25 protein-coding genes are annotated in these 25,272 nt (G+C 70.6%); 14 read left to right on the top strand and 11 right to left on the bottom strand.

What is annotated here, in order from left to right:
* Nucleotides 1–70: 70 nt before the first annotated feature.
* On the top strand, nucleotides 71–1,273 hold the full coding sequence (locus EFL26_RS10135) for a nucleotide sugar dehydrogenase (protein WP_123222782.1): 1,203 nt from the start codon (nucleotides 71–73) through the stop codon (nucleotides 1,271–1,273).
* Nucleotides 1,274–1,309: 36 nt separating this feature from the next.
* On the top strand, nucleotides 1,310–2,338 hold the full coding sequence (locus EFL26_RS10130) for an NAD-dependent epimerase/dehydratase family protein (protein WP_123222781.1): 1,029 nt from the start codon (nucleotides 1,310–1,312) through the stop codon (nucleotides 2,336–2,338).
* Between the two features lie 24 nt (nucleotides 2,339–2,362).
* On the opposite strand, the gene EFL26_RS10125 is transcribed toward EFL26_RS10130, so the two are convergent.
* Nucleotides 2,363–3,571 (bottom strand): hypothetical protein, encoded by a 1,209-nt coding sequence (locus EFL26_RS10125; protein ID WP_123222780.1) that lies wholly within the window; start codon nucleotides 3,569–3,571, stop codon nucleotides 2,363–2,365.
* A 112-nt stretch (nucleotides 3,572–3,683) separates the two neighbouring features.
* Between EFL26_RS10125 and EFL26_RS10120 the strand changes: the two genes are divergently transcribed.
* Nucleotides 3,684–4,544 (top strand): TylF/MycF/NovP-related O-methyltransferase, encoded by an 861-nt coding sequence (locus EFL26_RS10120; protein WP_221176924.1) that lies wholly within the window; start codon nucleotides 3,684–3,686, stop codon nucleotides 4,542–4,544.
* Here EFL26_RS10120 and EFL26_RS24895 read toward each other — a convergent pair.
* Nucleotides 4,523–5,224 carry a CatB-related O-acetyltransferase gene (locus EFL26_RS24895; RefSeq protein WP_123222778.1) on the bottom strand — a complete coding sequence of 234 codons (702 nt, stop codon included), beginning with the start codon at nucleotides 5,222–5,224 and terminating at the stop codon, nucleotides 4,523–4,525. The genes EFL26_RS10120 and EFL26_RS24895 overlap by 22 nt on opposite strands.
* Nucleotides 5,225–5,232: 8 nt before the next feature.
* Complete coding sequence (locus tag EFL26_RS10110) at nucleotides 5,233–6,540, bottom strand: oligosaccharide flippase family protein (RefSeq protein ID WP_183408131.1); 1,308 nt, start codon at nucleotides 6,538–6,540, stop codon at nucleotides 5,233–5,235.
* A 113-nt stretch (nucleotides 6,541–6,653) separates the two neighbouring features.
* Between EFL26_RS10110 and EFL26_RS10105 the strand changes: the two genes are divergently transcribed.
* On the top strand, nucleotides 6,654–7,526 hold the full coding sequence (locus EFL26_RS10105) for a sulfotransferase domain-containing protein (protein WP_123222776.1): 873 nt from the start codon (nucleotides 6,654–6,656) through the stop codon (nucleotides 7,524–7,526).
* Here EFL26_RS10105 and EFL26_RS10100 read toward each other — a convergent pair.
* The gene (locus EFL26_RS10100; RefSeq protein ID WP_123222775.1) at nucleotides 7,518–8,399 is read right to left on the bottom strand and encodes an FkbM family methyltransferase; all 882 of its coding nucleotides are present in this window, start codon (nucleotides 8,397–8,399) and stop codon (nucleotides 7,518–7,520) included. The two genes, EFL26_RS10105 and EFL26_RS10100, sit on opposite strands and share 9 nt — an antisense overlap.
* 133 nt (nucleotides 8,400–8,532) lie before the next feature.
* Here EFL26_RS10100 and EFL26_RS10095 point away from each other — a divergent pair, with 133 nt between their 5' ends.
* Complete coding sequence (locus tag EFL26_RS10095) at nucleotides 8,533–9,303, top strand: class I SAM-dependent methyltransferase (RefSeq protein WP_123222774.1); 771 nt, start codon at nucleotides 8,533–8,535, stop codon at nucleotides 9,301–9,303.
* Between the two features lie 3 nt (nucleotides 9,304–9,306).
* Here the strand turns inward: EFL26_RS10095 and EFL26_RS10090 are convergent, their stop codons facing one another.
* Together EFL26_RS10090 and EFL26_RS10085 are read right to left on the bottom strand one after the other, a co-directional pair.
* Nucleotides 9,307–9,765, bottom strand: a complete 459-nt coding sequence (locus tag EFL26_RS10090) for a TlpA family protein disulfide reductase (protein WP_123222773.1) — start codon at nucleotides 9,763–9,765, stop codon at nucleotides 9,307–9,309.
* Between the two features lie 58 nt (nucleotides 9,766–9,823).
* Nucleotides 9,824–10,126 (bottom strand): MoaD/ThiS family protein, encoded by a 303-nt coding sequence (locus EFL26_RS10085; protein ID WP_123222772.1) that lies wholly within the window; start codon nucleotides 10,124–10,126, stop codon nucleotides 9,824–9,826.
* Between the two features lie 51 nt (nucleotides 10,127–10,177).
* Here EFL26_RS10085 and EFL26_RS10080 point away from each other — a divergent pair, with 51 nt between their 5' ends.
* Nucleotides 10,178–10,894: a winged helix-turn-helix transcriptional regulator gene (locus tag EFL26_RS10080; RefSeq protein ID WP_123222771.1), complete on the top strand. Its 717-nt coding sequence runs from the start codon at nucleotides 10,178–10,180 to the stop codon at nucleotides 10,892–10,894.
* A 7-nt stretch (nucleotides 10,895–10,901) separates the two neighbouring features.
* Here the strand turns inward: EFL26_RS10080 and EFL26_RS10075 are convergent, their stop codons facing one another.
* The gene (locus EFL26_RS10075; RefSeq protein WP_123222770.1) at nucleotides 10,902–12,110 is read right to left on the bottom strand and encodes a glycosyltransferase family 61 protein; all 1,209 of its coding nucleotides are present in this window, start codon (nucleotides 12,108–12,110) and stop codon (nucleotides 10,902–10,904) included.
* Between the two features lie 40 nt (nucleotides 12,111–12,150).
* Between EFL26_RS10075 and mshD the strand changes: the two genes are divergently transcribed.
* Nucleotides 12,151–13,077, top strand: a complete 927-nt coding sequence (mshD, locus tag EFL26_RS10070; RefSeq protein ID WP_123222769.1) for a mycothiol synthase — start codon at nucleotides 12,151–12,153, stop codon at nucleotides 13,075–13,077.
* A gap of 75 nt (nucleotides 13,078–13,152) precedes the next feature.
* Here the strand turns inward: mshD and EFL26_RS10065 are convergent, their stop codons facing one another.
* Both EFL26_RS10065 and EFL26_RS10060 read right to left on the bottom strand, forming a co-directional pair.
* Nucleotides 13,153–14,430: a PLP-dependent aminotransferase family protein gene (locus EFL26_RS10065; protein WP_183408130.1), complete on the bottom strand. Its 1,278-nt coding sequence runs from the start codon at nucleotides 14,428–14,430 to the stop codon at nucleotides 13,153–13,155.
* A gap of 188 nt (nucleotides 14,431–14,618) precedes the next feature.
* Nucleotides 14,619–15,716, bottom strand: a complete 1,098-nt coding sequence (locus EFL26_RS10060) for an alpha/beta hydrolase (RefSeq protein ID WP_246000129.1) — start codon at nucleotides 15,714–15,716, stop codon at nucleotides 14,619–14,621.
* 52 nt (nucleotides 15,717–15,768) lie between these two features.
* Here EFL26_RS10060 and EFL26_RS10055 point away from each other — a divergent pair, with 52 nt between their 5' ends.
* Complete coding sequence (locus EFL26_RS10055) at nucleotides 15,769–17,958, top strand: RNA degradosome polyphosphate kinase (protein ID WP_123222766.1); 2,190 nt, start codon at nucleotides 15,769–15,771, stop codon at nucleotides 17,956–17,958.
* Nucleotides 17,959–17,976: 18 nt separating this feature from the next.
* On the opposite strand, the gene EFL26_RS10050 is transcribed toward EFL26_RS10055, so the two are convergent.
* Nucleotides 17,977–18,228: a phosphopantetheine-binding protein gene (locus tag EFL26_RS10050; protein WP_123222765.1), complete on the bottom strand. Its 252-nt coding sequence runs from the start codon at nucleotides 18,226–18,228 to the stop codon at nucleotides 17,977–17,979.
* Between the two features lie 141 nt (nucleotides 18,229–18,369).
* Between EFL26_RS10050 and EFL26_RS10045 the strand changes: the two genes are divergently transcribed.
* A complete protein-coding gene (locus EFL26_RS10045; RefSeq protein ID WP_148046676.1) occupies nucleotides 18,370–19,119 on the top strand; it encodes an acyltransferase in 750 nt (249 codons plus the stop codon).
* 9 nt (nucleotides 19,120–19,128) lie between these two features.
* Here the strand turns inward: EFL26_RS10045 and EFL26_RS10040 are convergent, their stop codons facing one another.
* A complete protein-coding gene (locus EFL26_RS10040) occupies nucleotides 19,129–20,208 on the bottom strand; it encodes a hypothetical protein (RefSeq protein WP_123222763.1) in 1,080 nt (359 codons plus the stop codon).
* 42 nt (nucleotides 20,209–20,250) lie between these two features.
* Between EFL26_RS10040 and EFL26_RS10035 the strand changes: the two genes are divergently transcribed.
* The 5 genes from EFL26_RS10035 (at nucleotide 20,251) to pstB (ending at nucleotide 25,213) form a co-directional block, all read left to right on the top strand.
* Nucleotides 20,251–21,150, top strand: coding sequence for an NUDIX hydrolase (locus EFL26_RS10035; RefSeq protein ID WP_123222762.1), 900 nt, complete (start codon nucleotides 20,251–20,253; stop codon nucleotides 21,148–21,150).
* A gap of 155 nt (nucleotides 21,151–21,305) precedes the next feature.
* Nucleotides 21,306–22,400 carry a phosphate ABC transporter substrate-binding protein PstS gene (gene pstS / locus EFL26_RS10030; protein ID WP_123222761.1) on the top strand — a complete coding sequence of 365 codons (1,095 nt, stop codon included), beginning with the start codon at nucleotides 21,306–21,308 and terminating at the stop codon, nucleotides 22,398–22,400.
* A 19-nt stretch (nucleotides 22,401–22,419) separates the two neighbouring features.
* A complete protein-coding gene (pstC, locus tag EFL26_RS10025) occupies nucleotides 22,420–23,355 on the top strand; it encodes a phosphate ABC transporter permease subunit PstC (protein WP_123222760.1) in 936 nt (311 codons plus the stop codon).
* Nucleotides 23,352–24,422: a phosphate ABC transporter permease PstA gene (gene pstA, locus EFL26_RS10020; protein ID WP_123222759.1), complete on the top strand. Its 1,071-nt coding sequence runs from the start codon at nucleotides 23,352–23,354 to the stop codon at nucleotides 24,420–24,422. Before pstC ends, pstA begins: the two co-directional genes overlap by 4 nt.
* 11 nt (nucleotides 24,423–24,433) lie before the next feature.
* A complete protein-coding gene (gene pstB, locus EFL26_RS10015) occupies nucleotides 24,434–25,213 on the top strand; it encodes a phosphate ABC transporter ATP-binding protein PstB (protein ID WP_123222758.1) in 780 nt (259 codons plus the stop codon).
* The last annotated feature ends 59 nt before the right edge of the window (nucleotides 25,214–25,272 follow it).

The following is a 25,272-nucleotide window of genomic DNA, read 5'->3' as shown; positions in this document are numbered from 1 at the left end:
GCCCGCCGGGCCCATCCAAATTGCGTGAACCCTACAGCGATGGTTCGACCGACGGTCTACGGTATGCGCCATGACTGAGACTGGGTTCGAGCGCGATGTCGTCGTCGTGGGCGGCTGCGGCCGCGTCGGCCTCCCCCTGGCCATCGCTTTCGCGGGCGCGGGGCTCAAGGTGGCGGCGTACGACCTGAACGAAGCCACCGTGAAGATCGTCAACGACGGCACGATGCCCTTCGCCGAGCCCGGCGCCGAGGAGGTCCTGCGCGACGCCGTCGACTCGGGTCGTCTCGTCGCCACCACCGACCCCGCTGCGGTCGGCAGCGCCGCCAATGTCGTCGTGGTGATCGGTACGCCGGTCGACGAGCACCTCAACCCCGACCCGAACTCCCTGCCGCGCGCCCTCGCCGGCTGCTTCCAGTACTTCCGCGACGGCCAGCTGGTCGCGCTGCGCAGCACGGTCTACCCCGGCGTCACCCACATGGTCGAGCGGCTGTTCGCCGACGCCGGCGTGAACGTGGACGTCGCGTTCTGCCCCGAGCGCATCCTCGAGGGCCACGCCATGGAGGAGCTCTACTCGCTGCCGCAGATCATCGGCGCCAGCAGCGAGTCCGCACGCGTCCGCGCCGCAGAGCTCTTCGGCACCCTCGCCGACAAGCTCGTGCACACCGGCCCCGAGGAGGCCGAGCTCGCCAAGCTGTTCACGAACGTCTGGCGCTACGTGAAGTTCGCGACGGTCAACCAGTTCTACATGATCGCCAACGACCGCGGCCTCGACTTCGAGGAGATCCGCAACGCGATCACCCAGGACTACGACCGCGCCAAGGACATGCCCGGCCCCGGCTTCGCCGCCGGTCCCTGCCTGTTCAAGGACACCATGCAGCTCGGTGCCTTCAACAACAACAACTTCGCGCTGGGCCACGCTGCGATGCTCGTCAACGAGGGGCTCCCGCTTCACGTCGTGAGCCGGCTCGAGCGCAGCTACGACCTCCCGAAGATGACCGTCGGCATCCTCGGCATGTCCTTCAAGGGCGGCTCGGACGACACCCGGGAGAGCCTGTCCTACAAGCTCAAGCGGATCCTGCGGTTCAAGGCCCACGAGGTCCTCACCACCGACCCCTACGTGACCACCGACGCCGAGCTGCTCCCGCTCGAGGAGGTGCTCGACCGGGCCGACCTGCTGATCCTGGCCACGCCGCACCCGGAGTACCGCAATCTCGAGGTCACCCAGCCCGTCGCGGACGTCTGGAACGTCTTCGGCCAGGGCGTTCGCATCTAGCCTTCGCGTCAACCACGCGATCCTGAGAGGAATGGCATGCCCAAGGTGCTCATGACCGGATCCGCCGGCTTCATCGGCGGCTACCTGGTGGAGATGCTGCTGGACCAGGGCTGGACGGTCGTCGGCGTCGACAACTACTCCAAGTACGGCCCGATCAAGCGGTCGTACGACGACCACCCGAACTACCACTTCACCGAGGGTGACGCCCGCGACCCGCTGCTGGTCGAGAAGCTCCTCGAGGGCTGCGACCACTTCATCGCGGCGGCCGCGATGATCGGCGGCATCTCGTACTTCAACAAGCACGCCTACGACCTGATGGCGATCAACGAGGCGATCATGGGCGCCTCCTGCGACGCTGCGATCAAGGTCTTCCAGAGCGGCGGGCCGCTGAAGAAGGTCACCTACGTCTCCAGCTCGATGGCCTACGGCTCGACCGACCGCTGGCCCTCGGTGGAGGGTGACGAGCTCACCATCCCGCCGCCGCCGTCGAGCTACGGGTTCCAGAAGCTGGCGGTGGAGTACTGGGCACGCGCGGCGTACCAGCAGTACAAGGTGCCCTACACGATCGTGCGCCCGTTCAACGCCGTCGGGGTCGGTGAGCAGCGCGCGCTGGGCGACGTCGAGGAGGAGTCCGGCAACGTCAAGCTGGCGCTCAGCCACGTGGTGCCCGACCTGATCCAGAAGCTGCTCAAGGGTCAGGACCCGCTGCACATCCTCGGCGACGGCTCGCAGGTCCGCTGCTACACCCACGGCTCCGACCTGGCCGCCGGCATCGTCGCGACGCTCGAGAACGAGGCGGCGACCAACCAGGACTTCAACATCTCCACGCCGGTGCACACGACCGTGCTCGAGCTGGCCGACGTCATCTGGCGCAAGATCAAGGGTCCCGACGAGCCGCTGCGCTACGTCAGCGACGAGCCGTTCGAGAACGACGTGCAGAAGCGCATCCCGTCGGTCGACAAGGCCCGCGACCTGCTCGGCTTCGAGGCCAAGGTCACCCTGGACGAGATGATCGACGAGCTGGTGCCGTGGATCCGGCACGCGCTCGAGGAGGGCATCCTCTAGGCCCTGCTCCGGGCCCTGGTCTGCTCAGCTCCAGATGCCGGAGCTGCGCACGAACCGCGAGCGCACGCGGTTCGCGACCGCCGGGAAGCGCCCCTTCATGCGGGTGTACTCCTCGGGCAGCGCCAGCCGGAAGCTCTTCGCCGCGTCGCCCACGAGCTCGCGGGCCATCAGGCGCCGGGCATGGCGGCGCCAGGCGTCGAAGGCGTCCGCCTCGGCGGCGACGAAGGGCGAGGGAAGGTCGGCTCCGCCCTCCGACTCGAGCCGGTAGGCCCGGCGCAGCTGGCGCGAGATGCGGCGGCCGCGCGTGTCGTTGAAGTAGGGGTACGGCGGCGCCTCGGGCAGCATCTGCTCGTTCTTGATCAGCGCCTCGGCGTACTCGACGCACAGGGAGTCCAGAGCCGCGTTGTCGGTGCGCAGGTGCGCGGTCGAGGCGAACCTGGTGGAGAGCTCGGTCGGTGCGCTGGTGTCGAAGGCGTGGAAGTGGAAGAGCCGCAGCCGGTCACCGGTCGAGGCGATGTAGTAGCCCTCGTCGTCCGACGCGACCGGCCGCTCGTGCAGGTTGGCGATGCTGACGTTGTAGCCGGCGTGCCGCCAGTTGCCCGCGGCGAAGTACCCCGCCCCGAGGTCCACCCACTTCTGGTCCACGAACAGTCCGGACATCGGGTCCCACAGGCACTCCCACTCCAAGTGGCCCCACCACCAGTCGAGGAACGCCCGCGCCCGTCGGTCGACCGCGCAGAAGCCGAGGTTGTAGAAGCCCACGTGCAGCAGGTGGCCCTCGCCGAGCTCGCCCTCGCCGTCGACCGGCGCCAGGTAGTGGGGGGTGAGCAGGATGCCGCCCTCGGTGGCCGCGAGGTCGACCGGCAGCTCGACCATCGGCGAGGTGACGTAGGTGTCCGGATCGAGGTAGACCGCCTGCTCGGCCTCCTCGAGGAAGCGGCGGAAGAGCACCGGCTTGATCGCCGTGGCGAACTCGACGAGGTTGTAGATGGTGGCGAGCCGGAGCACCTGCCGCTCGGGCAGTCCCAGCACCTCCGTGCTGGCCAGGCGCACGCCGCCCGGCAGGTCGGGCAGGGACGGCAGGTCCTGCTCGCGCAGGACGTCGATGAAGACGACGACGAGCTCGGCGTCGGGGTGGTGCCGACGCAGGCTGTCCGCGAGAGCGACGGCCTTGGCCAGGTAGTTGCGCGCCAGGATCGTGAAGTAGATCGTGCGGGTCGAGGTCGCGGGCATTGGCACAGGGTACCGACGAGTAGACCCCGGTGAGAGTGGCTTCCAGAGCATGGCCGGACCGAAATTTGGATGCGCCCGCAACCGCCTCGGACGGCTGCTAGCGTTCGGCCGCGTGACCACCATCGACGTTTCCACCGACGAGCTCCGCGGGCTCTACCTCGACCTCGTGAAGCGCAGCCTGACGGGGGCTCTGGCCGAGGACAACGACTCCATCCTGGGCGGCGTGCGCACCCAGGGGGCGACCACGCTGAAGCGTCGCGTGGCGAGCTCGGTCGGGCAGCTGGCGTCACGGTTCAACTTCGAGATCGCCTACAAGAAGCCCTACGACGCCGAGCTCCGGGAGAACGGCCTGGACTGGCCGTCGCGCGCCGAGTCGATGATCGGCCTGCGCCGGATGACCAACATCCAGGAGTGCATCGCGGCCATCGTCGCCGACGAGGTGCCCGGCGACCTGATCGAGACCGGTGTGTGGCGCGGCGGTGCGTGCATCTTCATGAAGGCGAACCTCCGGGCCTGGGGCGACCACACCCGCAAGGTGTGGCTGGCCGACTCCTTCCAGGGGCTGCCCAAGCCGAACGCCACCGAGTTCCCGGCGGACGCGGGCGACCGGCTGCACACCCAGACCGGCCTCGCCGTGGGAGCCGAGCAGGTCCGGCGGAACTTCGAGCGCTACGGCCTGCTGGACGAGAACGTCGAGTTCCTCGTCGGGTGGTTCAAGGACACCCTCCCGACCGCGCCGATCGAGCGGCTCTCCCTGATGCGGCTCGACGGTGACATGTACGAGTCGACGATCCAGGCGATCGAGGCGTTGTACCCGAAGCTGTCGCCCGGCGGGTTCTGCATCATCGACGACTTCGGCAGCCACTCCTCGCAGGCCGGCCAGGCGGTGCACGACTACCGCGACCAGCACGGGATCACCGACGAGATCGTGCAGATCGACCCGTTCGGTGCCTACTGGCGCAAGTCCGCCTGACGCTCGGCGTACCCGGGCCCGGTGGGCTCGGTGCTGAACACCGGCACCTCGCCGGCCGCCTGCTTCTCGCGTGCGTAGGCGATGAACGCGTCGATGTCCGAGCCGGCCAGCAACGGCACGGCCGCACGCACCTGCTCGTCGGACCAGTCCCACCACTTGATCTCGAGCAGCGCGGCGCGCTGCTCCTCGGTGTGCCGGAAGCGGATCACCTTGGCGGGGTTGCCCGCCACGATGGCGTACGGCGGGACGTCCTTCGTCACGACGGCTCCCGCTGCGATCACGGCGCCGTCACCGATGTGGACACCGCTGCGCACGAACGTGCGCTGGGTCAGCCACACGTCGTTGCCGATCACGGTGTCGCCGGTGTGCACCGGGATGCCGTCCTGCCCGGCACCCTCCATCCGCCACACGATCCGGTGCGGCCAGGTGGTCACGCGGTCCATGGCGTGCTCGCCGCCGAGCATCACGATCGAGGTCTCCGACAGCGCGGAGTACTTGCCGACGATCAGCTTGGTCTCGTCGTACACGTAGTCCTTGAGGATCGGGATGCCGTAGGTGTGGGCGCCCACGCTGATCCGGCCGGCCCGCTTGAGCCGGTTGTAGGTGGCCTGGTTCTCGCCGACGACCACGTTGCGGATCCGCAGCAGCGCGTGCCAGAGGTGGAGGAGCAGGATCTTCATCGACGCGGTCAGTTCCTTTCGGCGGGTTCGGAACCCTCGGTGGCGGGCTCGGCGGAGGCCGCGGCCCCGTCGGGGACAACGCGCGTCCGCGCCTGAGGTTCCGAGTGCGGGTCGTGGGTGAGGTACACGCTCCACCAGATCACCGCGCAGACCGCCTGGCCGACCACCAGCGCCCAGTAGGCACCGAGCGCGCCGTCGATCACCGCGCCGGTCACGGTCGAGGCGCTGATGATCACCGTGCTGGCCACGTCGATCCGCACGGTCTTGCGGACCGCGCGCATGCCGGTCAGGCCCGCGCGGGTGCCGCAGATCAGGCCGAGCATCACGATCTGCACGGTGGCCGGCAGCAGCAGTCGCTGCGTGGGCTCCCAGGTGGCGCCGAGGACGAGGCGCCCGAGCACGTCGGGGAGGAACAGCAGCACGACCATGTTGGCCAGGGCGAGACCCGTGGTGAGGGCGGTGGTCCGGTTGACGTGCCGGCGTACCTGCGGGCTGCCCGGCTCGAGCCGCGAGATCTCGGCGGTGCCCGCGGCGATCGACGCGGCCTGGACCATCCCGACCGGCCGGGTCAGCAGGATCGCGCCGCGCACGGCGCCGAGGGCACGGGCGCCCGCGACCGCGCCGACGCCGATGGAGGTCACCAGCGCCGCACCCTGGGTCGCGGTGAACGACACCAGGTAGCGCCAGGAGTAGGCCCAGGTCTCGCGCAGCCACGACAGCGAGAAGCGCAACCGGGTGATCCGGTGCTGCGGCAGGACCAGCAGGCCGGCCAGGGCGCCGGACCCGCCCCACACGGCGATGAACCAGGTGAGCGTGGAGCGGTCGGTCACCGACAGCACCCCGACCGCGACGACCACGAGCACGAGCCAGACCAGGTCGAGCACGAGGGAGTACGACGGCCGGTGGGTCGCGAAGCCGAGGTAGCGACCGAGGTCCTGCAGCACCAGGAAGGGCAGGCAGACGGCCAGCACCAGCAGCGCGTTGCCGAGCCGCCCGTCCCACACGTGCGCGACCGCTCCGGCGAGGGCGACCACGCCACCGAGCGAGACACCCAGCACGGCCCCGGTGCCGATCGCGTCACCGGGTCGCTCCTCGGCCTCGGCGGGGTGCACCAGCAGGGGCTCGCCGATCAACGCGCGGGAGGCACCCTGGGCCGTGACGTAGACGATGAAGACGATGCCGAAAAGGCCGAACGCCGCGACGCCGAGGGCGCGTGCGGCGAGGATCGCGATCAGCACGTTCGACGCTCCGGCGATTGCCTGGTCGATCGTGATCGTGCTCAGCCGGCGCCCCGCAGACTGCTTGCTCTGGCTCAAGACGCTCCGCTCGGCATGAGGATCTTCGACCTCGTAGGGTAGCCGAACGGCCGACTCCTCGTTGACCTCAAGCAAGGACCGTGCGCGCACGCTCGAGCAGAGGAGTCATCACCATGTCAGCGGCACCAAGCGCCCGAGCGCGGGAATGGGCAACGCAGGCCGTGCAGTGGAATCCCGCACGCACGGCGGTCAAGCGCGGCGTGCACGCGTACGCCGCAGCGCGCGGCCGCGGCCTCCAGCTCACCGGCCGGGTCCCCGAGATCGGCAACATCTTCGCCGCCTCCTCGCCCAAGGCCGGCAGCCAGTGGATGAAGGCGCTGTTCGACCACCCCGTCGTGCGCTCGCACACCGGCCTGTTCACCCTGCCCCAGCTGGACTACCAGCAGACCCCGCACAAGCGGTTCCCCGCGGGCACCTTCGTCCCGGGCATCTACGCCGGCTACGACGAGTTCCTCGAGATCCCGCGGTTGCGGCCCCGGCGGGTCGTCTACATGTTCCGCGACCCGCGTGACCTCGTCGTGTCCGGCTACTACTCGGCCGTGAAGACGCACCGGCCGACCCACCTCGCCGAGGTGGAGCGGGTGCGCGACGAGATCCGCGCGCTCCCCTTCGACGAGGGCCTGCTGCTGCTGATCGAGGACGCCGCTCCGCGACTGCGCGAGATCGAGACGTGGGTCGACGTCGACGACCCCGACGTCGCCAGCTTCCGGCTCGAGGACGTGAACGCCGATCCGCGGCACTGGGTGGCCCTGATGCTCAAGCACTGCGGGGTCAGCCTCTCGCCCGACGAGCTCGAGACCGTCCTGCACGACGTGTCCCGCGAGGCCCTGCAGGCGCGCGACCTGGCTCAGCGCGAGGCCGGGTCGGAGTCGCACTACCGGGTCGACCGGAAGACCTTCCGCGACGTCTTCAAGCCCGAGCACCACGCCGCACTCGAGGCGATCGCGCCCGGTCTGGCCGAGCGGCTCGGCTACCCCTCAGACTGAGAGCTGGTCGAGGACCTTGCGTCCGACCGCGTCGTCGCGGTGCGCCACCGCGACGTCCCAGAACCCGTAGCCGCGCTCCTTCTCCGGCAGGTCGAGGACCGCGCTCTTCTCCCGGAGCTCGGCCGTCGCGGCGGGTCCGATGAGACGGCCGCCGTTGTCCCACACGAGGGCGTGCTCGTAGCCGAGGTCGACCAGCACGTCCCAGATGTCGTTCGGCTCGAGCTCGGGGGTGGCGACCGCGGTGGGTCGCGGGTCGAACTCGAAGAACAGCACCGGCTTCGACGGCAGGAACGTGCGGGCAAGTGCGGGGACCAGCTGCACGTCGTACCCGTCGGTGTCGGACTTCACCAGCCGCACGTCGGCCAGCTGGGGGTACTTCGCGAGCAGCTCGTCGGTGGTCAGGGACGGCAGTCCCGAGCCGTCGGTGCTGCGCTGCACGTGACTGGTGCCCACCGACTCGTGCACCAGCTCCATCGAGGCTCCGGCGTCCTCGGGACCGACCAGCACGGAGGGCTCGACCGCGACGTGTGGCAGCGCCCCGACGTTGTGCTCGAGGTAGTCGATCCACTGCGGGTCGGGCTCCACGCAGACCACGTCCGCGTGGGTCTTGTCGAGCACGAGCAGGGCGGAGTCGCCGACGTTGGCGCCGATGTCGAGCAGGCACAGCCCGTCCTCGGCCTCCGCGATCAGTCGGGCGAGCTCGACGAGGTTGACGGCGTACGGCGAGCTGCCGCGGGTGAAGTGCGGGAGCGCGTGTCGACGCGGCAGCAGCATCTCGATGCCCCGCACACGCCGGCGGACCGGCCGGTCGGGAAGCCGCAGGTAGAGCGCGAGTCGCAGACGCGAAGCCAGGTCGCCGAGCGTGGGAGCCATCGTTGTCGTGCCTTTCCTGCGGGTGCAACGCGGGAGGTGCGATCAGGGCGTGACCATATCCGAGATCCCGGCCCTCGGTGGTGGCTATGATCGCGCCACCCTGACGAGAGCCTGGGACCCACGAGAGGCGGCCATGCCGACTGATCCCTTCCGGCCGAGCGAGACCCTCCGCGACCTCTACCCGGAGTCCACGGTCGGCGGATTCACCCGCTATGACGGGTTCGTCGAGTTCTACACGCGCGTGAACGCGCTCCTCGATCCCTCGAGCACCGTCCTCGACTTCGGCGCCGGGCGGGGGCTCTGGATGACCGAGCCGCTGGCCGAGTACTCCCGCAACCTCCGCGCGTTCCACGAGCGGGTCGCCCGCGTCGTCGGGATCGACGTCGACGACGCGGTCCTGAAGAACGCTGCGCTCGCCGAGGCGAAGGTGGTCGCGCCCGGTGACCCGATCCCCTACCCGGACGCCTCCTTCGACCTGGTGCTGGCCGACTACGTGCTCGAGCACGTCAGTGCGGCCGACGCGCCCGGGGTCGCCGCGGAGATCCTGCGGGTGCTCAAGCCGGGCGGCTGGCTCGCCGCCCGCACCCCGAACAAGTGGGGCATGATCGGGCTCGGCGCCCGGGCCGTGCCGAACAAGCTGCACACGCGGTTCCTCCACCGGCTCCAGCCGGGCCGCAAGGACGAGGACGTCTTCCCGGTCGAGTACCACATGAACACGCGTCGCCAGCTGCGCCGGCTGTTCCCCGCGCCCAGCAAGGTCGTGGTCTACGGCCACACCTCGGAGCCGACCTACTTCGGCCAGTCGAAGGTCGCCTGGCGGGCGGCCGCGTTCCTCGGGCGGCTCACCCCGCCGGCCCTGGAGCCGACGCTGATGATCTTCGTGCAGAAGGACCCGGGCGCCTGATCCTCAGCCGGTGAGCGCCGCGATCGCCGCCTGCACCTGGGCCTTCGTCGGCGCACCCGCGGCGCGGGTCACCTCGACGCCGGCACCGTCGAGCACCAGGGTGGTCGGCGTACGGAGGACGCCGAGGCGGCGGACCAGCTCGAGGTGGTGCTCGGCGTCGACCTCGACGTGGGCCACTCCCGGCGTCTCCGCGACGACGTCCTCGAGGATCCGCCGGGTGGCCCGGCACGGCGCGCAGAACGCCGAGGAGAACTGCAGGAACGTCGCGCGCTCGCCGAGCTGCTCCGACCACGGAGTGCCCGCGAGCACCGAGGTGACGTCCGCGGACATCTCGCGCTCCGCCTCGACCGCGCCGCGGATGCGGTGCGTGCCGCGGAACCGGCCGTCGACCATCGCGCGGTAGACCCCGAACGCGAGCGCGGCCAGCACCGCGACGAGGAGGACGTAGCCACCGCTGCTCATGACTGGTTCAACCTCACGCCGGCCGGAACATTCCGCCGGGCTCGACGAGCGCGAGCGCTCATCCGCCCGCGAACGGCGGCAGGAACTCCACTGTCTGGCCCGGCTCGACGAGCACCTCGCCCGGGTCCTTCGAGGCCACCGGCCGGTCGTCCACGAGCACCGAGCAGGTGCTGACCACGGCTGAGAAGCGGGCCGATCCGGCGTGCAGATCGCAGGCGCGGTCGCGCAGGTCCGCCAGCGAGACCGGTCCCGCGACGTCCACCAGGTCCTCCTCGACACCGGCCGCCGCGCGCGCGGACGCCCAGTACCGCAACCGGACTTGTCCGGCTGTTGAGTCGGTCTGCGGTGTGAGCGCGCTCATCTCCGATATCCTGCCTCATCGCAGACGCCCGCCCGGAGGAGGTGTTCCCTCTTGAGCACCCTGCTCTTGCTGACGAGCACGACGCAGCCCTCGGCCGACGTGCTGCCCGGACTCGCCCTGCTGCCCCACCAGGTGAAGATCCTCCCCGCCGAGGGGAGCGCGCTGCTCGAGGCACCGGCCTCCGACCTGGTGCTCATCGACGGCCGGCGCGAGCTCGCCCACGCGCGCGACCTGTGCCGGCTGATCCGGACCACCGGCTCCGACCAGCCCGTCCTGCTGATCGTCACCGAGGGCGGCCTGGCCGTCGTCGCCGCCGACTGGGGCATGGACGACGTGATCCTCGACGACGCCGGCCCCGCTGAGATCGACGCGCGCCTGCGCATCGCCGTCGGCCGCCTCGACGCCGCCAAGGACCCGAACGACCCCGAGGCGCACATCATCCGCGGCGGCGAGGTGGTCGTGGACGAGGCGACGTACACCGCGAAGCTGGGTCGCCGGGTGCTCGACCTCACCTTCAAGGAGTTCGAGCTGCTCAAGTACCTCGTCCAGCACCCCGGTCGCGTGTTCACCCGCGAGCAGCTGCTGCAGGAGGTGTGGGGCTACGACTACTTCGGCGGCACCCGCACCGTCGACGTGCACGTACGCCGGCTCCGGGCCAAGCTCGGCCCGGAGAACGAGTCGCTGATCGGCACGGTCCGCAACGTCGGCTACCGGTTCGTGCTGCCGCCCAAGGACCAGGTGCGCGACCGCGAGGACGCCTCGCTCTGACCGGCGCTCAGCCGAGCAGCCAGGGCAGCTGGTCGAGCACCCGCTGCGGTGCGATCGCGATGTCGTCCTGCACGCCCTTCATCCAGCCGCCCTCCGGCACCGGGTCGCCGTCGCCGACGAGGTAGCGGTACTCGGCGCCGGGGATGCTCTGCGTGATCGACCAGAAGCAGTGCTTGAGGTACGCCGGCGCGAACAGCTCGAGCACCCGGACGCCCGGGCGCGCGAACACCAGGTTGGTCAGCGCGGCCCCGTGGACCCCGATGATCGTCTCGGCCGCGGCGAAGTGGTCGATCTGGTCGCGGACGCTCATCGTGCCCGGGTCGATCCGCGCGAAGCCGCGAGCCTCCAGCTGCGGCCAGAGCGCCGGCTCGCTCTCGAGCCGGCGGGTGTGCGGACGGTCCCCCCGCGTGACGAAGATCCGCCGCGGCTTGTCGGTGGTGTCGATCGCCGGCAGCCGCTCGCGCAGCCAGGCCACCAGCCAGCCCGGCGCGAGCTCGTCGGGGTTGGGCAGCGAGGGCACCAGCAACGTCTCCGCCCGCACCGCCCGGTGCTTCCGGGTCTCCACGACCGTGGCGGTGTCCAGGCCGAGGAGGGCCAGCAGCTCCTGCTGGTAGCGGGTCGCGGTCGGCAGGTAGAGGGCGTCCGGCTTGGCGTCCGGTACGCAGGCGTCGAGCACCGCCAGCCGGGGCAGCACGTCGAGCAGGAAGTGGTAGTAGTTGTTGCTGCCCCCGCGCGTGGCCAGGACGGCCAGGCTGCCGCTCACGTCCTCGATCCGCGGCAGCCGCGGGCGCAGGAAGATCGGGTGCTCGCGCCAGCCGTCGATGCCGAAGTACTCGCTGGTCTCCTGGTCGAGACGGTTCCCCGGGGTGATGATCGCGCCGTAGTCGCCGACCACCACGCCCTCGCGGATCTCCAGGGTGAACTGCTGGGGGAGGTCCGCCCGGGTCGCGTGCCGGAAGGTCCAGTGCCCGGGCGGGTCGCCGTCGGGCATGCTCCGCCGCATCGTCTCCCCCTGCGGGCCGGGGTGCAGCCGCACCGCCTCCGGCTCGGCCGCCGCGGTCGCGGCCGAGTTCGCGCCCGCGGTGCGCGGCAGCCGGCGGTCGCCCCAGACCACCGAGGTGCGGCGGCCCACGAGGCCCAGCAGCAGCGACGCCAGCCGGTGCAGCCTCTTGGCCAGCGGCCAGATCGGCTGCAGCGTCGGAGGCAGGCGGCTCACGCGGCGTGACTGTACCCGCGGATCCCCTACCCTGCTGTGCATGTCGCAGATCGAGGCCGAGATCCAGCAGGTCACCCCCGAGGCCTTCGCGGCCTCCCCGACGGACGGCCCGGCGGCCGAGGTCCGGCGGATCGCCGAGGCGTGCGACGAGGCGGACGGCGTGATCACGCTGAACGAGCAGGCCTGCCTGCAGCTGAAGTACCGCGGGCTCCGCGACGCCTCGCTCTGGCTGGGCGCCGGCGGCTTCGCCCTGCTGCACGGGCAGATCCTCGACCTCGCCGTGCACCCGGACGCGCGCGGGCAGGGCGTCGGCACCGAGCTGGCCCGGCGGGCGCTCGCCGCGACCGACCGGGTCGAGGCCTGGTCGCACGCCGACCACCCGGGCGCCGCGCGGATCGCCGAGCGCTTCGGCATCCCGCGCGAGCGGGAGCTGCGGATCATGAGCCGGCCGACGTCACTGCCCCTGGGCAAGGCGGTCGTGCCTCCCGGCGTACGGATCCGGACGTTCCTGCCGTCCGACGAGCAGGCCCTCCTGGAGGTCAACGCGGCGGCGTTCGCCCACCACCCGGAGCAGGGGCACATGACCCACGAGGACTTCCAGGAGCGGGTCGGCGAGCCCTGGTTCGACCCGGACGGGCTGTTCCTCGCGGTGCCCGACGAGGAGACCGACCTCGAGCTCGCGGCCGACCCCGAGATGCAGGTGCTCGGCTTCCACTGGACCAAGGTGCACCGCGACGAGCGCCCGCCGTACGGCGAGGTGTACGTCGTCGCGACCAACCCCAAGGCCGCCGGCCGCGGCCTCGGCACCCTGCTCACCAACGTCGGCCTGCGCCACCTGGCGACCCGCGGCGTCGACGAGGTGATCCTCTACGTGGACGGCGACAACGATCCCGCGATCGCGGTCTACGAGGGGCAAGGGTTCACCACCGTGCGCACCGAGGTGCAGTACCGCGGCGCCACGCACTGATCCATCCGGGACGACGAAGCGGCCCCCGGGACTTCCCGGAGGCCGCTCGTTGTCTGTCGGGCTGTCAGCCCGGTGTCAGTGGATCCGAACCGTGAAGTTCTTCGCCGACTTCGCGAGGAGGCTGTTGCCCTTGTAGAGCACCGTGTAGGTCTGCTTGCCCTTCGGCTGACCCTTCACGATGATCACGGCCTTGCCCTTGACGAGCTTGACCGCCTTGTGGACCACCTTGGTGCCACGGAGCACGACGACCTTGCCGCGCACCGGGGACTGCTTCGCCGAGACGATCTTGACCGCGAACCGCGCCTTGTGACCGGCGAGCGCCTTGGCCCGGCCCCTGGCGTCGGACGGCCAGCGAACCGGGTCGGTCGCGGCGGAGGCGGCCTCACCGGCGTTGGTGCCGTTCACGGCACGCACCACGACGTTCAGGCGCTGACCGAAGTCCGCAGCCGTCGGCGTGTACATCGCACCGGTGCCGACCACGGTCGTGCCACGCTTCCACTGGTAGCTGAACTCGGTGCCCGCGCTGCGCGCCCAGGTGCCGGGCGAGGCAACCAGCGGACGACCCACCGCGGCGAAGCCGCTGATCGACGGCGCCTGACGGGCGGCGAGCTGGTCGGTCAGCCGGAAGTTGATCCCGCCGACACCCGCTGCCGTCACCGTCACCGGCGTGGCGGTGAACATCGAGTCGCTGTCGACCCACCACTTCTCGAGGTAGTTGATGTCGTCACCGGTCGCCGGGTTGTCGTACCCGTAGCCGCCGACTCGGTACGTGCCGGGCTCGACCGCGATCTTGAAGTTGATGCCGTCACGGGCGATGGAGTAGTTGGGCCAGTAGCCGTCCGAGTCCACGACGTCGAACCAGTAGGAGCCGGTCAGCGCGTGCCCGTCGGCCGCGGCCAGCGTGCCGCTGATGATCGCGTCCGGGGTCGCCGAGATGTTGACGACCGTGTCCCCGGCCGGCGTGTAGGTGAGCACGGTGGCATTCGGCTTGAACTTCGAGCCGACCCACGTGGAGACGTACTGGGTGTCACCGGCGTAGCTGAAGCTGCTGTCGTCGTAGTAGAACAGCTTCACCTGGTTGGCCGTGGCGCCGAGCCCGTCGAAGGAGTAGGCGCCGTCGACGCCCGTGCACGACTCTCCGAGGTAGCTGCCGTCGGCCGCGTCGTACGCGTCCACGCAGACGTCGTTCACGGGAGCGCCGCCGACGCCGGTCACCGTGCCTTCAAGGTCGTGGCCTGCGAGTGCGTTCGCCGGTGCGGCGACGCCGAGGCTCAGCGCGGCGCCGGCAAGCGCGAGCACAGTTCCCGGGATTACCCGACGGCCGAGAGCCGATCGGGACATAACTGACTTCATGGATCCCCCTTGGATCACTTGTGAGTGTGTGTATCGCCCGCGAACCTAGTGCCGATCGCGCCGTCAAATGGGGGAAACACCGAAGGTCGGCGCGTTTACTCCGTATGTCCAGTTCGTGCGGGGACCAGGCGACCGAAATACGGTCCGAATGCGATCCGAAAGGCCGTTGTGGGGCGGTCCGACCTCTGCTACGGCAGCGCGCGACCCAGCACGCCGGCGATCTCGGCGCTGTGCGCTCGGGCCTCGCGCCCGACGCCGACGACGTTGAAGAAGCCGTGGATCATCGACGGGTAGCGCTTCCGGGTGACCGGCACACCGTGGGCGGCGAGCAGGTCGGCGTACGCCTCGCCCTCGTCGCGCAGCGGGTCGAACCCGGCCGTCACGACGTGCGCGGGGGCCAGCCCCTCGGGGAAGGCGTCGCGCAGCAGCACCGAGCCGAGCGGGTCGGCGCGCGTCGCCGGGTCCGCGAAGTACCAGTCCGTCAGCCGGTCCATGCCCTCACGGCTGAGGTAGAAGCCGCCGCCGTCGAACAGCTCCTTGCTGCGCGACCGGTTCACGAAGTCCGTGCAGGGGTAGACCAGGAGCTGGAAGGCCATCGGCAGGCCGGCCTCGGCCGCGCGGATCGCGGTGGTGGCGGCGAGGTAGCCGCCGGCGGAGTCACCGCCGACGGCGAGCCGCTCCGGATCGGCGTTGACCGCGTGCGCGTTCTCCACCAGCCACCGGTACGCCGCGAAGCACTCCTCCACCGGAGCCGGGAACGGGTGCTCGGGCGCCAGCGGGTAGTCCACCGACAGGACCTGGACACCGGAGCGCTCGGCCAGGTGCCGGCACGCACCGTCGTGGCTGTCCAGATCGCCCAGGCACATGCCGCCGCCGTGGAGGAACAGCAGGGTCGGCACCGGGTCGGCGCCGAGGCGCGACGAGGGGATGTAGAGCCGGGCGGCGAGCGGGCCGCCGGCCCCGTCGACGGTGAGCTCGCGCAGCGCGCCGATCGGCTGCCGGCCGGCGACCATGCGCCCCTGGCGCACGACCACCTCGCGGGACTGCGGCAGGGGCAGCACACCGAGCTCCGGCTGCCGCGCGAGCCGCTGCAGGGCCAGCATCATCTGCATCTCCGTGGAGAGCCGCTGGCCGTCCAGGACGACCGGCCGGCGCAGGAGCGCGCGCTGCGCCCGCTCGGGGAGCACCATCGCGGCGCGCGCGAGCGCCGTCTCCACCGCGGTGCGCGCAGCGTGGGCGGCCATCGCGCGGGTCGGGGGTGCGGCGCTGGTGGGGGCAAGGGACATGGTCGAGAACTTACGTCACCTGTTGTTCAACCGACCCTGTCAGACTGCTCACATGGCCAGCGAATCGTTCCCGTCGACGGTCGGCGCCAGCACCGAGGAGGGCCCCCTGGACGCCGGCCTCCGCGTCGTCGCGGACGCCTTCGACGTCGACCCGCCGTACCTGCCCGACACCGACGAGTTGGACGCCCTCTTCCCCGACCGCTTCCTCGACCGCGAGCTGTCCTGGTTGCGGCTGAACCAGCGTGTGCTGGAGCTCGCCGAGGACGACACGCTGCCGCTGCTCGAGCGGGTGCGCTTCCTGGCGATCTTCGCGAGCAACCTCGACGAGTTCTACATGGTGCGGGTCGCCGGCCTGAAGCGCCGCATCGCCGCAGGGGTCGCCGTGAAGGCCGCCTCCGGCCTGATGCCGCGCGAGGTGCTCCAGCAGATCCTGGAGAAGACCGCCGACCTCGCCACCCGGCACGCCCGCGTCTTCCGCGACCGGATCATCCCCGCGCTGTGCGAGGAGAGCATCGAGATCGTCCGCTGGGAGTCGCTGAACAAGGACGAGCAGCGGGCCGCGAAGAAGGTCTTCAAGGACCGGGTGTTCCCGGTGCTCACGCCGCTCGCCGTCGACCCGGCGCACCCCTTCCCCTACATCTCCGGTCTCTCGCTCAACCTCGCCGTGCTCGTGCGCAACCCGAAGACGGGCAAGGAGCACTTCGCCCGGGTGAAGGTCCCGCCGATCTTCAGCCGGTTCGTCCCCCTGGGCAACCAGCGGTTCGTGCCGCTGGAGGACGTCATCGGCGAGCACCTCAAGCGGCTCTTCCCCGGCATGGACGTGCTCAACGTGCACACCTTCCGGGTCACCCGCAACGAGGACCTCGAGGTGGAGGAGGACGACGCCGAGAACCTCCTCAAGGCCCTCGAGAAGGAGCTCCTCCGCCGTCGCTTCGGGCCGCCCGTGCGGCTCGAGGTCGAGGAGTCGATCGACGAGCACGTGCTCGACCTGCTGGTCTCCGAGCTCGGGATCAGCGAGGCCGAGGTGTTCCGGCTGCCGGGGCCGCTGGACCTGCGCGGCCTGCACGACATCGCCGACCTGGACCGCCAGGACCTCAAGTACCCGCCGTTCCTCGCCGCGACCCACCCGTCGCTCGCCCCGGTCGAGTCCGCGTCACCGGTCGACGTGTTCAAGGCCCTGGGCCGCTCCGACGTGCTGCTGCACCACCCCTACGACTCCTTCAGCACGTCGGTGCAGCGGTTCCTGGAGCAGGCCGCCGCGGACCCGCACGTGCTCGCGATCAAGCAGACCCTCTACCGCACGTCCGGTGACTCCCCGATCATCGACGCCCTCGTCGACGCCGCCGAGGCCGGCAAGCAGGTGCTGGTGATCGTCGAGATCAAGGCCCGCTTCGACGAGGAGGCCAACATCCGCTGGGCGCGCAAGCTCGAGCAGGCCGGCTGCCACGTCGTCTACGGCCTGGTCGGGCTGAAGACCCACTGCAAGCTGGCGATGGTGGTCCGCGACGAGCCCGACGGCATCCGGCGCTACACCCACATCGGCACCGGCAACTACAACCCGAAGACCGCGCGCCTCTACGAGGACCTGGGCCTGCTCACCACCAACGACGCGATCGGCGAGGACGTCGCCCACCTGTTCAACAACCTCTCCGGCTTCTCGCGCAACCCGTCCTACGACCAGCTGATGGTCGCGCCCGACTCGGTGCGCAGCGGTCTGGTCGAGCAGATCCGCGCCGAGGTGGCCAACCACCAGGCAGGTTTGCCGTCCGGCATCCGGATCAAGGCCAACTCCATCGTCGACGAGGCCGTCATCGACGAGCTCTACCGGGCGTCACAGGCAGGCGTGCGGATCGACCTGCTGATCCGGGCGATCTGCGCCGTGCGGCCCGGCGTACCGGGGCTGTCGGAGAACATCCACGTGCGCTCGATCCTCGGCCGGTTCCTCGAGCACAGCCGGATCTACTGGTTCGCCAACGCCGGTACGCCGAGCGTGCACATCGGCTCCTCGGACATGATGCACCGCAACCTCGACCGCCGGGTCGAGGTGCTCGTCAAGCTCCCCACGGAGCAGTCGGTCGACCAGGTCACCCGGTTGCTCGACCTGGCGTTCGACCCGCACACGTCGGCGTGGGAGCTCGCCGCCGACGGCACGTGGACCCGCAGCACGTCGCCGGACGACGCCCCGATGGTCGACCTTCAGGAGTCGCTGATCTCGCTGCACAGCCGCCGGCGCGCGAAGTAGGCGCCCGACCGGGACGGCTCAGGACGCGACCGGGTCGGTCTCGCCGTAGAAGTCGAGGATCTCGCGGATCGTCTCGGGCATCAGCCCGGCGCTGAACGGGTCGGAGCCGATCTCGTCCTCGAGCGTGGCGGACAGCTCGGCCGTCTCCAGCGAGTCGAGCCCGAGCCCCTCTCCGAAGATCGGGACGTCCAGGCCGACCTCGGCGTCCTTGTCGGCTCGCTGGAGGAAGGTCCGGATCACCTGCTCGGCGCGGGTGCGGGCGCTGGCCATGGCGTGACTCCGTGGGTCGTTCGGGCGGGACGCCGCCAAGGATAGGCGTGGCCCGAGGACCACACTGCGGAACGTCCACGGCCGCGAGAGCGCAGGGCTAGACTCCGGGCGTTCTCGCCGTCGACAGCCAGGGGTTTGAGCATGAGGTCCGTCTTGGCGCTGCTGGTCGCGCTGGCTCCCGGGCGTCTCCGTCGCCACCTCGGCCGGTGGCTGCTCGGGTGGGACGTGCACCCCACTGCGCACATCGGCCGCAGCATCATCCTCGCCCGCAAGGTCACCCTCGGTCCGCGCGCGAGCATCGGGTCGTTCAACGTGATCCGCGGCCTCGACGAGCTCCGGATGGACGTCGGGGCCAACATCGCCACGCGCAACTGGATCGCCTGCCCGCCCGGGGCTCCGGCGCTGTTCACCAGCTTCCCCGACCGGCACCCGGCGCTGATCATGGGCAAGTGGGCGATGATCACGGTCAACCACGAGATCGACTGCTCCGACCGCGTCGAGCTCGCCGACCAGGCCCGCATCGCCGGATTCGGCACGCAGGTCCTGACCCACAGCCTCGACCTGGTGCGCGACCGCTGGTCCGTGGCGCCCGTCTTCCTCGGCGAGCAGGCCGCGGTGATGTCGGGCTGCATCCTGCAGAACGGCACCAGCGTGCCGCGGCGGGGCATCGTCTCTGCCGGCTCCGTGGTGAACACCCGGCTCAGCGCCGAGCAGACCTTCTACCGGGGCAACCCCGCGAAGGCGGTCAGGCCACTGCCGGACACGCTGCGCTACTGGTACCGCTCGCTCGAGGACGACTCGAGCGAGGGTGCCGTCGTCCCGCGGCGGCAGCGCGCGGTCGAGGCCGAGCTCGAGGCCGAGGTCGAGGACGCACTCGACAGCGGCCGCTGACGCCGGACCTCAGCAGGTCGCGAACAGGACCGGTCCGTTGTCGAGAGCCGAGAGCACGTAGCCGGTGCGCTCCTTGGGCTGCAGCCGGAGGATCACCGCCGCACCGTCGGTGCGCGAGACGGTCAGCTTCAGGTCGTCGCTGAAGCTCCCGCCGCGACCCGGCGCGTCCCCGACGGCCAGCCGGGCCCGCGGACGAAGGTTCTGCTTGGCCTGGCTCGAGCTCTCGAACAGCTCGGCCACGGTGAGCCCGCGGTCGGGCGCCAGCGCCATCACCAGACCGTTCAGCGGTGACACCCCGCCCGCCTCGTTGACCAGCGACTCCGCCTGGTCCTGGCCGTCCTGGTCGGCCTGCGACATGGCGAGGTCGCTGCACGCGAAGTCGCGTGACCACACCATCGCGGCGGCCGGCTCGTCGAGCTTGTCGACCAGCGCGCGGGTCGACCCGACGTCGCCGAGCGAGGAGCGGTCGCCCAGGGCGGTCGCCGCGGCCTCCTGGGCGTAGGACTCCTCGTCGCTGGTGACGATGAGGTGGCGGTCGGCCAGCACCGCGACGTACTGGAGCTCGGGCGTGATCGTGGGGTCTATGGCCGCGACCAGGTCGACGCCGCCCTTCCACACGCCGGCGGCCTTGCTGGGCCGGGTGAAGCCGAGGTCGTCGAGGTGGCCGGTCACGTTGCTCATGTCGAACCCGTCGGGCATGCGCAGCACCATGGTGGCGCCCGCGCGCGACTGCGCGTAGGCCTCCCACTGGGCGGTGGCCGGGGAGAACCCGAAGTTCTTCTGCAGCGCCGCGGTCGACTCGTCGATGCTCGAGGCCGCCGAGAGGTCGCTGTCGTAGGCCTTGCTGGTCAGCTTCTGGATCGTCGCGTCGGACGGGTGCGCCTGGTCGGGCACACCGAGCTTCTGGCGTACGGCGGACCAGTCGGTGAACGCCAGGCGCAGGGTGGAGCGTGGGACGACGTCGAGCGCCCTGCTGAAGTCGGTGCGGTGGGTGTCGCGCCAGACGGTGCGGAACCCGACGAACCCGAGCACGCACGCGACCACCACCACGACCGCGACGACCGCGATCCGGCGACGACCTCTGCCCATGTCTGCTTTCCCAATTGCTCGGCTGCCCGAGAGACTAGCCGCATGGGGTCCACTGACTCGGGCGCGTCCGACACCGCCGCCGGTCCCGACGTCGTCGCCGCCGGAGCGGTCGTGCTCCGCCGCACCAACGGCGGCGAGGTGCTGCTCGTCCACCGACCCAAGTACGACGACTGGGCCTGGCCGAAGGGCAAGCAGGACCCCGGTGAGCACGTGGCGGTGACGGCGGTGCGCGAGGTGGTCGAGGAGACCGGCGTGGAGATCCGCCTCGGCCGGCCGCTGCCCCGCCAGCTGTACCTGGTCTCGGGCGGCCGGGCCAAGCACGTGCACTACTGGACCGGGTGGGTGCTCGGCGACCCCGACGTGTCCGGGTACGCCGCGAACTCCGAGATCGACCAGGTCGCCTGGGTCGGCCTCGACAAGGCCCGCCGGATGCTGACCTACGCCGACGACGTCGCGCTCCTCGAGCAGGCTGCGAAGCACCCGAAGCGCACCAGCGCACTCGTGGTGCTGCGCCACGCCAAGGCGCGCAAGCGCGACGACTGGGCCGGCGACGACGCCGACCGCCCGCTCACCGGACCCGGCGGGCGCGATGCCGAGAAGCTGATCCCGCTGCTCTCGGCGTACGGCGTCACCCGGGTCGTCTCCTCCGACAGCGCCCGCTGCCGCCAGACCGTGCAGCCGTACGCCGACGACCACGTGCTGCCCGTCGAGGCCGAGGCAGGGCTCAACGAGGAGGAGTGGACGCCCACATCGGTACGCGCAGTGCTGGCCGACCTGCTGTCGGGCAAGGAGAGCGCCGTCCTGTGCAGCCATCGCCCCGTGCTGCCGGAGATCCTCACCGCACTCGGCATCGATGAGGAGCCGCTGGCCCCCGGCGAGATGGTGGTCTGCCACCACCGCAAGGGCCGGATCGTCGCGGTGGAGCGGCACACGGCGTACTGAGGGCCGCCTCGCCCGTGACGCGTGTCTCACCACGCCTGAATCAGGCGCAAATGGCGGCAGCCGTTCACCTCACGTTCACCCGTGGAGGGCGGGCGCGTCACTTCGGATTCCTACCTTCGGGGATGTCCAGTCGCTTAAGACAACAGGAGATCGAAGTGAACCGCACTGCCCTCCGCCGCATCGCCGCCCCTGGCGCTGCCGCGCTTGCCCTGGGCCTCGCGCTGACCGCCTGTGGCGCCGGCAACGAGTCCGGCAGCACGTCCGGCAGCGGCCTCAGCGGCACGTTGAAGGGTGCCGGCTCCAGCGCGCAGGAGGCGGCCATGGACGCCTGGCGCGCCGGCTTCCAGAAGGCCAACTCCGGCGTGACCGTCAACTACGACCCCTCCGGCTCCGGTGCCGGCGTCGAGCAGTTCAACGCCGGCGCGATCGACTTCGCCGGCTCCGACGCCGCGCTCGACCCCACCAAGGGCGAGGTCGACGCAGCCAAGAAGCGCTGCGGCGCCAACGCGCTCGAGGTCCCCGACTACGTCAGCCCGATCGCGGTCGTCTACAACCTCGACGGCGTCGACAAGCTGAACCTGTCGGCCAAGACCGTCGGCGAGATCTTCGACGGCAAGATCACCAAGTGGGACGACGCCGCGATCAAGGCCGAGAACCCCGACGCGAAGCTGCCGAGCACCGCGATCACGCCGGTGCACCGGTCCGACGAGTCGGGCACCACGAAGAACTTCACCGACTACCTCGCCCAGGCCGCCGAGGGCGGCTGGCCGCACCCGGCCGACAAGGTGTGGCCGATCTCGTCCGGTGAGGCCGCCAACGGCACCTCCGGCGTGATCGCCGCGGTGAAGTCCGGCGCCGGCAGCATCGGCTACGCCGACGAGAGCCAGGTCGGGGACCTCTCGGTCGCCGCCATCAAGGTCGGCGACGCGTACGTCGCCCCGTCCGCCGACGGCGCTGCCAAGGCCCTCGAGGTCTCGCCGGTCGACGACACCCGCACCAAGGGCGACCTCGCCGTCAAGGTGGACCGCACCACGACCGAGGCCGGTGCCTACCCGCTGATGCTGACGTCGTACCTGATCGCCTGCCCGACGTACTCCGGCGCCAAGGCCGACCTCGTCAAGGGCCTGCTGAAGTACATCGTCAGCACGCAGGGCCAGCAGGACGCGGCCAAGAACGCCGGCTCCGCCCCGCTCCCCAGCTCGCTGCAGCAGAAGGCCGAGACGATCATCGACTCGATCTCGGCCAAGTGAGTCGGGGGACACCCACCCCGTGAGCACCACACCGACGGAGACCGGATCGCCCAAGCGCCGCTTGGGCGATCTGGTCTTCGCGAACCTCACGCGAGCGGCCGGCCTGACCATCCTGGTCACGCTGGCCGGCGTCGCGCTGTTCCTCACGATCCAGGGCATCCCGGGCCTCACCGCGGGACCCGCGGACCTCAAGGGCCACGCGAACTTCCTCGGGTACGTCGCCCCGCTGGTCTTCGGCACCCTGCTCGCCGCCGTCATCGCGCTGCTGATCGCGCTCCCCCTCGCGATCGGCGTCGCGCTCTCGGTCTCCCACTACGCACCGCGCAGCGTGTCGATCGTGATCGGCTACCTCGTCGACCTCCTGGCGGCGGTGCCCTCGGTCGTCTACGGCCTCTGGGGCATCGGCTTCCTCGGGCCCCGTCTGGTCCCGGTCTACCAGTGGCTGGCCGATCACCTCGGCTTCATCCCGTTCTTCTCCGGTCCCGCGTCGAACACCGGCCGGACGATCATGACCGCCTCGATCGTGCTCGCGATCATGGTGCTGCCGATCATCACCGCGATCTCGCGGGAGATCTTCGTCCAGACGCCGCGCCTCAACGAGGAGGCGGCCCTCGCGCTCGGCGCCACCCGCTGGGAGATGATCCGGCTCGCCGTGCTGCCCTACGCCCGCTCCGGCATCGTCTCCGCGGCGATGCTCGGCCTCGGCCGGGCGCTCGGCGAGACCATGGCGGTCGCGATGGTGCTCTCCGCCAGCGGCATCGTCACCTGGGACCTGATCTCGAACACCAACCCGTCGACGATCGCGGCCAACATCGCCCTCACCTTCGCCGACGCGACCGGCGTGCAGCGCAACGCCCTGATCGCGTCGGGCCTGGTGCTCTTCGTGATCACCTTCGCCGTGAACTTCGGCGCACGCTCGGTCGTCGCGCGCTACGAGACGGGGAGTCCTCGATGACCGACCTCGCCACGCCTCCCGAGACGCACGCGCACGTGCCGCTGCGGCACCCGCGGCTGCCGTCGTACGCGCCCTGGCTCGTGGTCGGGCTCGCCGCCGCGGCCGCCGCCCTGGTGGGGCTGACCCTCGGCTGGAGCCTGACCGGCATCGTCGTGCTCGCGATGGTGCTGCACGTCGTCGGTCTCACCGTCTGGTCGCGCGCGGTGGAGAACGCCCGCGCGGCCACCGACCGGCTGGTCACCTCGCTGGTCTGGGTGGCGCTCACCATCGCGCTCGTCCCCCTCGTCTCCCTCGTGCTCAAGGTGGTCACCGAGGGTGCCGCCGAGCTGAACGGCCGGTTCCTCACCTGGTCGATGCGCAACGTGGTCGGGGAGCCGGGCGGCATCTACCACGCCATCGTCGGCACGCTCCTGATCACGCTGGCGGCGACCGTGATCTCCGTGCCGGTGGGGCTGCTCAGCGCGATCTACCTCGTGGAGTACGGCGGCCAGTCCCGCCTCGCCGGCTGGATCCGCTTCCTGGTGGACGTGATGACCGGCATCCCCTCGATCGTCGCCGGCCTCTTCGCCTACGCGCTCTTCTCGCTGATCATCGGGCCGGGCACGCAGCTCGGCCTCGGGGGCGGCGTGGCGCTCTCCCTGCTGATGATCCCGATCGTGGTCCGCTCGGCCGAGGAGATGCTCAAGCTCGTGCCCGCGGACCTGCGCGAGGCGTCGTACGCGCTGGGCGTGCCGAAGTGGCGCACGATCGTCAAGGTCGTGCTCCCGACGGCGATGGCGGGCATCATCACGGGAGTGACCCTCGCGATCGCCCGGGTGATCGGCGAGACGGCGCCGCTGCTGATCATCTGCGGCAGCACGGACTCTGTGAACTTCAACCTCTTCAACGGCCAGATGGCGAGCCTGCCGGTGTTCATCTACTCCAGCTACACCCAGCCGGGCACCAACCCGGAGATCCTCAAGGGCATGGCCTGGGGAGCCGCCCTGATCCTGATCATCATCGTGATGGCGCTGAACCTGATCGCGCGCCTCGCCGGAAAGTTCTTCGCCCCCAAGCGCGGGCGTTGAGAGGGAAGACCATGGCCAAGAGCATCGACATCTCCGACCTGAACATCTACTACGGCGACTTCCTCGCCGTGGAGGGTGTCACGATGACCATCCCGGCACGCTCCGTGACGGCCCTCATCGGTCCCTCGGGCTGCGGCAAGTCGACCTTCCTGCGCACGCTGAACCGGATGCACGAGGTGATCCCGGGAGCCCGCGTCGAGGGCAAGGTCAGCGTCGACGGGCAGTCGCTGTACGACGCGGCGGTCGACCCGGTGGAGGTCCGCCGGATGGTCGGCATGGTCTTCCAGCGCCCGAACCCGTTCCCCACGATGAGCATCTACGAGAACGTCCTCGCCGGGCTGCGGCTGAACAACAAGCGGCTGTCTCGCTCCGACGCCGACGCGACGGTCGAGCGGGCGCTGCAGGGCGCCAACCTCTGGAACGAGGTCAAGGACCGGCTCAACAAGCCCGGCATGGGGCTCTCGGGTGGTCAGCAGCAGCGGCTGTGCATCGCCCGGGCGATCGCCGTCGAGCCGCAGGTGCTGCTGATGGACGAGCCCTGCTCGGCCCTCGACCCGATCTCGACCTCCGCGATCGAGGACCTGATCCACGAGCTCAAGTCCGACTACACGATCGTGATCGTCACCCACAACATGCAGCAGGCCGCCCGGGTCTCCGAGGACACGGCGTTCTTCAACCTGGCCGGCGCCGGCAAGCCGGGCCGCCTGATCGAGATGAACCCGACCAAGAAGATCTTCAGCGTCCCGGACGAAGAGGCCACCGAGGCCTACATCTCCGGCCGCTTCGGCTGAGCGGGGGCGGCCGGCGTGCTGCGCCGGCGGGTCGGCGCCCTGGCCGGCGTACGCCGCGT

This window comes from Nocardioides pocheonensis, from assembly GCF_003725535.1.
Lineage (GTDB): Bacteria > Actinomycetota > Actinomycetes > Propionibacteriales > Nocardioidaceae > Marmoricola > Marmoricola pocheonensis.
Note: the sequence above shows the minus strand (reverse complement) of the source record. Positions and strands in the feature narration are given on the sequence as shown.

Excerpts from the sequence above, each read along its gene's own strand:
- EFL26_RS10065 (WP_183408130.1), bottom strand. The coding sequence starts at position 14,430 with ATGAAGTCAGTTATGTCCCGATCGGCTCTCGGCCGTCGGGTAATCCCG.
- EFL26_RS10040 (WP_123222763.1), bottom strand. The coding sequence starts at position 20,208 with ATGGGCAGAGGTCGTCGCCGGATCGCGGTCGTCGCGGTCGTGGTGGTG.
- EFL26_RS10085 (WP_123222772.1), bottom strand. The coding sequence starts at position 10,126 with ATGAGCGCGCTCACACCGCAGACCGACTCAACAGCCGGACAAGTCCGG.
- EFL26_RS10035 (WP_123222762.1), top strand. The coding sequence starts at position 20,251 with ATGGGGTCCACTGACTCGGGCGCGTCCGACACCGCCGCCGGTCCCGAC.
- pstA (WP_123222759.1), top strand. The coding sequence starts at position 23,352 with ATGACCGACCTCGCCACGCCTCCCGAGACGCACGCGCACGTGCCGCTG.
- EFL26_RS10090 (WP_123222773.1), bottom strand. The coding sequence starts at position 9,765 with ATGAGCAGCGGTGGCTACGTCCTCCTCGTCGCGGTGCTGGCCGCGCTC.
- EFL26_RS10050 (WP_123222765.1), bottom strand. The coding sequence starts at position 18,228 with ATGGCCAGCGCCCGCACCCGCGCCGAGCAGGTGATCCGGACCTTCCTC.
- EFL26_RS10095 (WP_123222774.1), top strand. The coding sequence starts at position 8,533 with ATGCCGACTGATCCCTTCCGGCCGAGCGAGACCCTCCGCGACCTCTAC.
- pstB (WP_123222758.1), top strand. The coding sequence starts at position 24,434 with ATGGCCAAGAGCATCGACATCTCCGACCTGAACATCTACTACGGCGAC.
- EFL26_RS10125 (WP_123222780.1), bottom strand. The coding sequence starts at position 3,571 with ATGCCCGCGACCTCGACCCGCACGATCTACTTCACGATCCTGGCGCGC.
- EFL26_RS10105 (WP_123222776.1), top strand. The coding sequence starts at position 6,654 with ATGTCAGCGGCACCAAGCGCCCGAGCGCGGGAATGGGCAACGCAGGCC.
- EFL26_RS10130 (WP_123222781.1), top strand. The coding sequence starts at position 1,310 with ATGCCCAAGGTGCTCATGACCGGATCCGCCGGCTTCATCGGCGGCTAC.
- EFL26_RS10055 (WP_123222766.1), top strand. The coding sequence starts at position 15,769 with ATGGCCAGCGAATCGTTCCCGTCGACGGTCGGCGCCAGCACCGAGGAG.
- mshD (WP_123222769.1), top strand. The coding sequence starts at position 12,151 with ATGTCGCAGATCGAGGCCGAGATCCAGCAGGTCACCCCCGAGGCCTTC.
- EFL26_RS10060 (WP_246000129.1), bottom strand. The coding sequence starts at position 15,716 with ATGTCCCTTGCCCCCACCAGCGCCGCACCCCCGACCCGCGCGATGGCC.
- EFL26_RS10100 (WP_123222775.1), bottom strand. The coding sequence starts at position 8,399 with ATGGCTCCCACGCTCGGCGACCTGGCTTCGCGTCTGCGACTCGCGCTC.
- EFL26_RS24895 (WP_123222778.1), bottom strand. The coding sequence starts at position 5,224 with ATGAAGATCCTGCTCCTCCACCTCTGGCACGCGCTGCTGCGGATCCGC.
- EFL26_RS10135 (WP_123222782.1), top strand. The coding sequence starts at position 71 with ATGACTGAGACTGGGTTCGAGCGCGATGTCGTCGTCGTGGGCGGCTGC.
- EFL26_RS10045 (WP_148046676.1), top strand. The coding sequence starts at position 18,370 with ATGAGGTCCGTCTTGGCGCTGCTGGTCGCGCTGGCTCCCGGGCGTCTC.